Origin of the sequence: Methylobacterium sp. DB0501 (assembly GCF_011043735.1) — a bacterium.
Lineage (GTDB): Bacteria > Pseudomonadota > Alphaproteobacteria > Rhizobiales > Beijerinckiaceae > Methylobacterium > Methylobacterium alsaeris.
This window is the reverse complement of sequence record NZ_JAAKGV010000005.1, coordinates 300,686-307,870: the sequence shown is the minus strand read 5'-3', so window position 1 is coordinate 307,870 and position 7,185 is coordinate 300,686. Positions and strand designations below refer to the sequence as shown.

The 7,185-nt window shown below is 70.7% G+C and carries 5 protein-coding genes and 1 rRNA gene; 2 read left to right on the top strand and 4 right to left on the bottom strand.

Annotated elements, in window-relative coordinates:
* From G4G93_RS10185 to G4G93_RS10175, 3 genes are all read right to left on the bottom strand, one after another.
* Window positions 1-346: ribosomal RNA gene (locus G4G93_RS10185) — 16S ribosomal RNA — on the bottom strand; the annotation flags it as partial.
* A gap of 524 nt (window positions 347-870) precedes the next feature.
* Window positions 871-1,710 (bottom strand): amidohydrolase, encoded by an 840-nt coding sequence (locus G4G93_RS10180; RefSeq protein WP_165083714.1) that lies wholly within the window; start codon window positions 1,708-1,710, stop codon window positions 871-873.
* On the bottom strand, window positions 1,707-2,129 hold the full coding sequence (locus G4G93_RS10175; RefSeq protein WP_165083712.1) for an RbsD/FucU family protein: 423 nt from the start codon (window positions 2,127-2,129) through the stop codon (window positions 1,707-1,709). Before G4G93_RS10175 ends, G4G93_RS10180 begins: the two co-directional genes overlap by 4 nt.
* A 270-nt stretch (window positions 2,130-2,399) precedes the next feature.
* Between G4G93_RS10175 and G4G93_RS10170 the strand changes: the two genes are divergently transcribed.
* Both G4G93_RS10170 and G4G93_RS10165 read left to right on the top strand, forming a co-directional pair.
* A complete protein-coding gene (locus G4G93_RS10170) occupies window positions 2,400-2,777 on the top strand; it encodes a DUF4440 domain-containing protein (protein ID WP_165083710.1) in 378 nt (125 codons plus the stop codon).
* 98 nt (window positions 2,778-2,875) lie between these two features.
* Window positions 2,876-4,069: an MFS transporter gene (locus tag G4G93_RS10165; RefSeq protein WP_165083708.1), complete on the top strand. Its 1,194-nt coding sequence runs from the start codon at window positions 2,876-2,878 to the stop codon at window positions 4,067-4,069.
* Between the two features lie 31 nt (window positions 4,070-4,100).
* On the opposite strand, the gene G4G93_RS10160 is transcribed toward G4G93_RS10165, so the two are convergent.
* Window positions 4,101-7,133 (bottom strand): PAS domain-containing protein, encoded by a 3,033-nt coding sequence (locus G4G93_RS10160; RefSeq protein WP_246736651.1) that lies wholly within the window; start codon window positions 7,131-7,133, stop codon window positions 4,101-4,103.
* Between the last annotated feature and the right edge of the window lie 52 nt (window positions 7,134-7,185).

Sequence of the window (7,185 nt, the reverse complement as noted above, 5' to 3'; positions counted from 1 at the left end):
CCATTGTCCAATATTCCCCACTGCTGCCTCCCGTAGGAGTCTGGGCCGTGTCTCAGTCCCAGTGTGGCTGATCATCCTCTCAGACCAGCTACTGATCGTCGCCTTGGTGAGCCATAACCTCACCAACCAGCTAATCAGACGCGGGCCGATCCTTCGGCAGTCAAGCCTTTCCCCATAAGGGCGTATCCGGTATTAGCTCAAGTTTCCCTGAGTTATTCCGAACCGAAGGGCACGTTCCCACGCGTTACTCACCCGTCTGCCGCTGACCCCGAAGGGCCCGCTCGACTTGCATGTGTTAAGCCTGCCGCCAGCGTTCGCTCTGAGCCAGGATCAAACTCTCAAGTTGAAGAGCTGATCAAAGCTGATCACAACTAAAACGGAGGCTCACAACCGATCGGCGTTTCCACCAATCGTGTGAGCACCGAAACGTTAAGACCAGCATCATCCTACTCACGATCCCACCCAGAGGCAGGATCCGCAGGGACGACGCCGTCCACGCTTCTCTTTCTCGTATGAACTTGTCAAAGAGCTGATCGGGCCTGAAGCCCGATCTCGACCTTCCGAGAACAGAAAGCAGCGCCGGGTTGCCCCGGCCCTTGCTTCGTCGTCTCTGGGAAGGTTCGTCGGAGCGGGCCGTTCGTCTCGGCGCCCCGTCGGTGAGCGGCTGTCTAAGGGTAGCCGGCTCGCCTGTCAACACGCCCGAAGCCCGGAGGGTTCGGCCCCGGCGACCGGACAACGGGGCAGGGGACCTGCCCGGCCTCCGCTGCCAGCGTGTATTGAAATGGGCCTGCACGCACCGCGTTCAAGGGCCGGGCGATGCGATCGGCATCGTTCCGGACCGGGACCGCCTTGCCAGGACGGGGCGTGGCGTCAGGCCGACAGCCGGTAGAAGCGCCGCGCATTCCCGCCGAAAACCTTGGCCATCGCCTCCGGGCCGAAGCGGGTGCCGAGGAGCGCCCGGGCGGCATGGGCAACCTCGCCGTAGGTCGCCGCGAGAGTCGAGACCGGCCAGTCCGAGCCGAACAGCAGCCGGTCCTCGCCGAAGGCGTCCGCGACGTGGTCGATGAAAGGCGCGAGATCCTGAAGGGCCCACTCCGCCCGCGCCTCGGTGACGAGCCCCGAGACCTTGCAGGACACGGCCGGGAACGCCGCCAGGGCCGCGACGTCGGCCCGCCAGGGATCGAGCCCGCCCGTTGCAACCGGGGGCTTTCCCAGGTGGTCGAGCACGGCGCGCAGGGCCGGCACCCGGGCCAGGGCCTCGGCGACGTGCGGCAGGTGGCGGGGGAGGGCCAGGATGTCGAAGGCCAGCCCGCTCTCGGCCACGCGCCGCAGGTTGTCGAGGACGCGGGGGCGCAGGATGAAGCGGTCGTCGTCGAGATCCTGCAGCATCGGGCGCAGGCCCACGAAGAGCGGGTTCCGCCGGTAATGGGCCAGGCGCTCCGGGAAGGCGTCGGATTCCATGTCGAGCCAGCCGACGATTCCGGCGACGTAATCGGTCCGGGCGGCGAGATCGAGCATGAAGTCGGTCTCGGCCTCGGTCGGCGCCGCCTGGACCAGGATGGTGCGGCCGATGCCGGCCCGGCGCAGCAGGGGCTCGAGGTCGTCCGGCATGAAGTCGCGAAGCAGGGGCGCGACGTGCTCGCCCATCCAGCCGTAATCGCCCCGCGCCACCCGCCAGAAGTGCTGGTGGCTGTCGATCGCCTCGCTCACGGGTAGATCACCCCCTTGCGCAGGAGGATGTTGGCGTAGAGGCGCCGCTCGCCGCTGCGGACCACCGCATAGGCGTCCCGGGTGCGGGCGTAGAAATCCTTGACCGGCATCTCGGTGATGCTGATCGGCCGGCCCTCGGCGCGGTCGGCACTGGCCTGGTAGCCGTCGTAGAGCGGGCGGGTCTCGGGCGGGGCCTGCATCACCGCCATCGGGCTCCCGACGAAGTCGTCGAGGGGCAGGAGCGACAGGATCGCGTCGAGGAGGGCAGGGGCCGTCGTGCCGGGCATGTCCAACAGCCGCCGGGCGTTGCTGGCGGAGGGGAAGTTGGCGTCGGCGATGACGATCTCGTCGCCGTGGCCCATGTCGTCGAGGAGGGCGAGGAGCTGCCCGTTGAGCAGCGGGTCGATGGTCTTCAGCATGGCGTTCCCTCTGGCCGGCCTCTTCTTGGCCGGCCTCTCGATGGGGCCGGCCTCCCGTACCGTCGACAGCGATGAAACGGGGGATCGTTCTCCTGTCAAGCCGGTGAGGGGCGTTCATCGGGCCGGCGGCAACGAAGACCGTCCGCCGGAACGACGGCGTCCTCACGAACGGCCGCATCGCCGCACCGGGAACGATCCCGATCCTGCGATCTTCTCTGGCGCAAGACGGCAAGACAAGACGGCTCAACACGGCGGCATGAGGAGCACGCGATGGACGACGATCGGGTATGGTCTTTCGAAAAGGGTCTCTGGACGGGTGACGCCGACCATTACCGGGAACTCGTCGACGACGAGTGCCTGATGGTGCTGCCGCAACCGCCCTACGTCATGAGCGGGAAGCAGGCCATCGAGGCGGTGGCTCATACGCCGCGCTGGTCGACGATCGAGATCGCGCAGGAGCAGATCGCGCGGCCGCAGGAAGGCCTGATCGTCATCGCCTACCACGCGAGGGCATCGCGGGGCGACGAGGCCTACGAGGCCCATTGCACCTCGACCTACCGGCGGCTCGCCCACGACAAGTGGCGCGTGGTGCAGCACCAGCAGACGCCGCCGATCGTGACCCGCCCCGCCGTCGAGGCGGCCGGCTAGGAGCCCGCGCCCGGGCCGCTCGGGAGAGCGGCCCGGGCCGTCGCAGCCGCGCGGACCTGTCGGTTGACCGGTCGCGCGCGGCGTCGATAGGCTCGCCCATGACCTCCGCCTCCCTCGTTCAGTCCGCCGCCCGCCCCGTGATGCCGGTGCTGGTGGCGCTCAGCGTCTCGCATCTGCTGAACGACACGCTGCAATCGATGATCCCGGCGATCTACCCGCTGGTGAAGGACGCCTACCGCCTCGATTTCGCGCAAATCGGCCCCATCACCCTGGCCTTCCAGGTCACGTCCTCCCTGCTGCAGCCGCTCCTCGGCTACGTGACCGACCGCCGGCCCTGGCCGCACGCGATGGTGGCCGGCATGGGGGCGACGCTGGCCGGGATCCTCGGCCTCGCCTTCGCGTCGAATTACGGCATGGTCCTGGCGGCGGCCGCCCTCGTCGGCACCGGCTCCGCGGTGTTCCACCCGGAGGCGACGCGGATGGCCCGCCAGGCCGCGGCCGGCCGGCAGGGCCTGGCGCAGGGCGTGTTCCAGATCGGCGGCCATGTCGGCTACGCGATCGGTCCGCTGCTCGCCGCCGCCATCGTGGTCCCGAACGGGCAGGCGAGTCTGTCCTGGTTCTCCGGCATCGCGATCGTCGCGATGCTGCTGATGTCCTGGACCGTCTCGCTGTCTCTCAGGACGCGGCGCCGCCACGCGGCGACCGGCGCGAAGGCCGCGGAGGGGCGGGCGCCCGGGATGCCGGCGGGCCGCGTCGCCTTCGCGATGACGGTCCTGATCCTGCTCCTGATGTCGAAGAACGCCTACCAGGCGAGCTTCACCTCCTACTACACGTTCTACCTGATCGAGCGGTTCGGGGTGAGCGTGCAGGTCTCGCAGCTCATGCTGTTCGGCTTCCTGGTCGTCGGCGCGGCCGGGGTGATCCTGGGCGGCATGCTGGGCGACCGGATCGGGCGCGACCGCGTGATCTGGATCTCGATCCTCGGCCCGCTGCCGCTCGCGCTCCTGCTGCCGCATGCGGATCTGGTCTGGACCGGCATCCTCGGCATGCTCGCCAGCTTCATCATGGCGAGCGCCTTCTCGTCGATCCTGATCTACGCGATCGATCTCGTGCCGCACCGGGTCGGCCTGGTCGGCGGCCTGTTCTACGGCCTCTCGTTCGGGCTCGGCGGCCTCGCGGCGGGCGGGCTCGGCCTGCTGGCCGACCGGCTCGGCATCGTCGAGGTGTTCCGCCTCTGCGCCTACCTGCCGGCGATCGGCCTCTTCGCCTTCCTGCTGCCGCGGCGGGTGTGACGGGAGGGGTGTCCCCGGGCGCCGCGACGGCTCACGCGGCCGCCTCGCTGCGCTGCTCCTGCATCGAGGACAGGGCCGCCTCCAGGCGGCAGACGAGGCCCGCGGGGGCGTAGGTCAGCGTCACCTCGCCGTCGACCTCGGCCGCGAAGCTGCGCTCGATCAGCCGCGAGCCGAATCCCTTGCGCTGCGGCGGGGTCAGGATCGGCGGGCCGCCCTGCTCGGACCAGGTCAGGCTGAAGCGGGTCTCGCCGGCGCCGTGCACCACGTGCCAGCGGACGTCGACGAGGCCGGTCTCGTTCGAGAGCGCCCCGTACTTGAAGGCGTTGGTGGCGAGCTCGTGCAGGGCCAGCGCCAGCGACAGGGCGGGCTTGGCGGCGAGCCGCACGTTCGGGCCGCTCATCCGGATCCGGACCGGCCCGGCGGGTTGGTGCACGCTCAGCGCGCCCTCGACCACGTCGAGGATCGGTGCGGCGGTCCAGCTCGCCTGGGTCAGGATGTCGTGCGCCCGCCCGAGCGAGATCAGCCGGGACGCGAAGGCCTCCCGCATCTCGTCGACGTCCCGGGCGCCGCGCAGGGTCTGGCTGGCGATCGCCTGGACCAGGGCGAGCGTGTTCTTCACCCGGTGCTGCAACTCGCCCGTCAGCAGGCGCTGGTGCTCCTCGGCGCGCTTGCGGGCGGTGATGTCGAGCATGGCGCCGATCATCCGCATCGCGCGGCCGCGCCCGTCCCGCAGGACGTAACCGCGGTCGAGGATGTCGGCATAGGTGCCGTCGGCGCGCAGGAAGCGGTACTCGTCGTTCCAGTGCTCGCCGGTCCCGTCGATCACCGCGTGGATGCCGGCCGTCACCCGCACGCGGTCGTCGGGATGGATCTGCGCCTTCCACCACGCCCCGCTCGGGCCCACTTCCGCGGCGGCGTAGCCGAACAGGGTCTGCACCGCCTCGTTCCAGCGGATGTGGTCGCTGGTCAGGTCCCAGTCCCAGATCGCGTCGTTGGTCGCCTGCGCCGCCAGGCGGTAGCGCTCCTCGGTCTCGCGCAGCTCCCGGTCGGCCCGTCGCCCGGCGGTGATGTCCCGCGCGGTGCCGACGAAGCGCATCGCGCGCCCCTGCTCGACGATCGTCCGGCCCTTGGCGGCGAGCCAGCGCTCGATCCCGTCCGCGAGCCCGACGGTGCGGTACTCGATGTCGAAGCGGCCGGGGCCCGCCGGGTCGAGGGCGGCCTGGACGGCCGCGTCCGTCCGCGCCCGGTCCTCCGGGTGCAGCCCGGCCAGGAAGGTCGCGTAGCTCACCGGCGCGTCGAGCGGGAGCCCGAACGCGGCCCGCATGGGAGCGTCCCAGTGCACGTCGCCGGTGGCGAGGTTGTAGTCGAAGATGCCGAGGCTGGTGGCCTCGGTGGCGAGGCGCAGGAGGTCCTGGGTCTTGCGCAGGTCCTCCTCGGTGCGGCGACGGTCGTGGATGTCGCTGTTGCTGCCGAGCCAGCCGACGACCGTGCCGGCCTCGTCGCGCAAGGGGGCGGCCCGCAGCGAGAACCAGCGATAGGCCCCGTCACGGCGGCGCAGGCGCGCCTCGGTGTCGTACGGGGTGCCACGGGCGCGGGCCTCGTCCCAGGCGGCCATCAGCGCGGGCCGGTCATCCGGGTGGACCGCCTCGGCCCAACCCACCGGCAGGGCCTCGTCCGGCGTCTGGCCGCTGTACTCGTACCAGCGGTCGTTGACGTAGCTGACGCCGCCATCGGGATCGCCGAACCAGATGGTCGCGGGCGAGAGCGTGGTCAGGACCTGGAAGCGTCCCTCGGCCCGCTTGCGCTCGTGGATGTCGAGGGCGATGCCGATCCAGCTCAGGATCCGCCCGTCGCCGTCCGCGACCGGCCGGCCGCGCGAGAGGAACCAGCGGTACTCGCCATCCGCCCGGCGCAACGGAAATTCCATCTCGAAGCGGGTCCCGGACCGGGCCGCCGCGAACCAGGCCGCGCGGATGCGCTCGCGGTGATCCGGGTGGATCGCACTCGTCCAGCTCGCCTCGCCGGTGTCCCCGGGGGGCAGGCCGGTATAGTCGAACCAGTAGGCGTTGCAGTAGGTGACGGTGCCGTCGGCATCGCCGAACCAGACCACTTGCGGGCTGACCTCGACGAGCGAGCGGAACCGCCGCTCGTCGGCGTCGCGGGCGGCGGCCTGCGCCCGGTGCTGGCTGCGGTCGCGCAGGATCTTCAGGAAGCCCTGCGTCGTCCCGTCCTCGGCCGTCAGCGGCATCGTCTCGCCCTGCGCCCAGAACCGCTCGCCGCTCTTTCGCAGGTACCAGCGCTCGGCCGGGGCGCGGCCGCGGGCGAGGGCGAGGTTCATCTCGATCTCGGGCTGCCCCCCGGCCCGGTCCTCGGGCGTGAAGACCGTGGCGGCGGGCCGGCCGAGCATCTCGGACGCGGTCCAGCCGAGGATGCGCACGGCGCCCTCGTTCCAGCGCGTGATCCGGCCGTGGCGATCGGTGGCGACGATCGCGTAGTCGGTCGCGCTGTCCAGGATGCGGTCTTGCAGCTCCCGCTCGGCCCGCTGCTCGCGCAAGGTGCGGCGCAGCTCCAGCTGCGTCATGGTCTGGCGCGCCAGGTGCCTGAGGCTCGCCTGCTGGCGCTCGCTCAAGGTGCGGGGCACCGTGTCGAGCACGCAGACGGTGCCGATGGGCAGCCCGTCCGGGGTCTTGAGCAGGGCGCCGGCATAGAAGCGCAGGCCCGGGCCACCGGTCACCAGCGGATTGTCGGCGAAGCGGGGATCCTGCGTGGCGTCGGGCACGGACAGGAAGTCCTGCTCCAGGAGCGCCTGGCGGCAGAACGCACTCTCCAGCGGCGTCTCGCGCACGCCGAGCCCGATCTCGGCCTTGAAGAACTGCCGCCCGTCGCCGATCAGGTTGACCACCGCGATCGCGGTCCCGCAGATCTCGGCGGCGAGGAGCGCGATGCCGTCGAACTCCTCCTCGCGCGGCGTATCGAGGATCTGGTAGCGGTGGAGGGCGCGCAGGCGCTCCTGCTCGGCGGTTACCCGGTCCGCCGCCTCCGGCATCCTCGCCTCGGGGTCCATCGCGTCTGAATCCCTGATGCCGAAATCCTGTGCCATGGCGGGTGCCGACGAA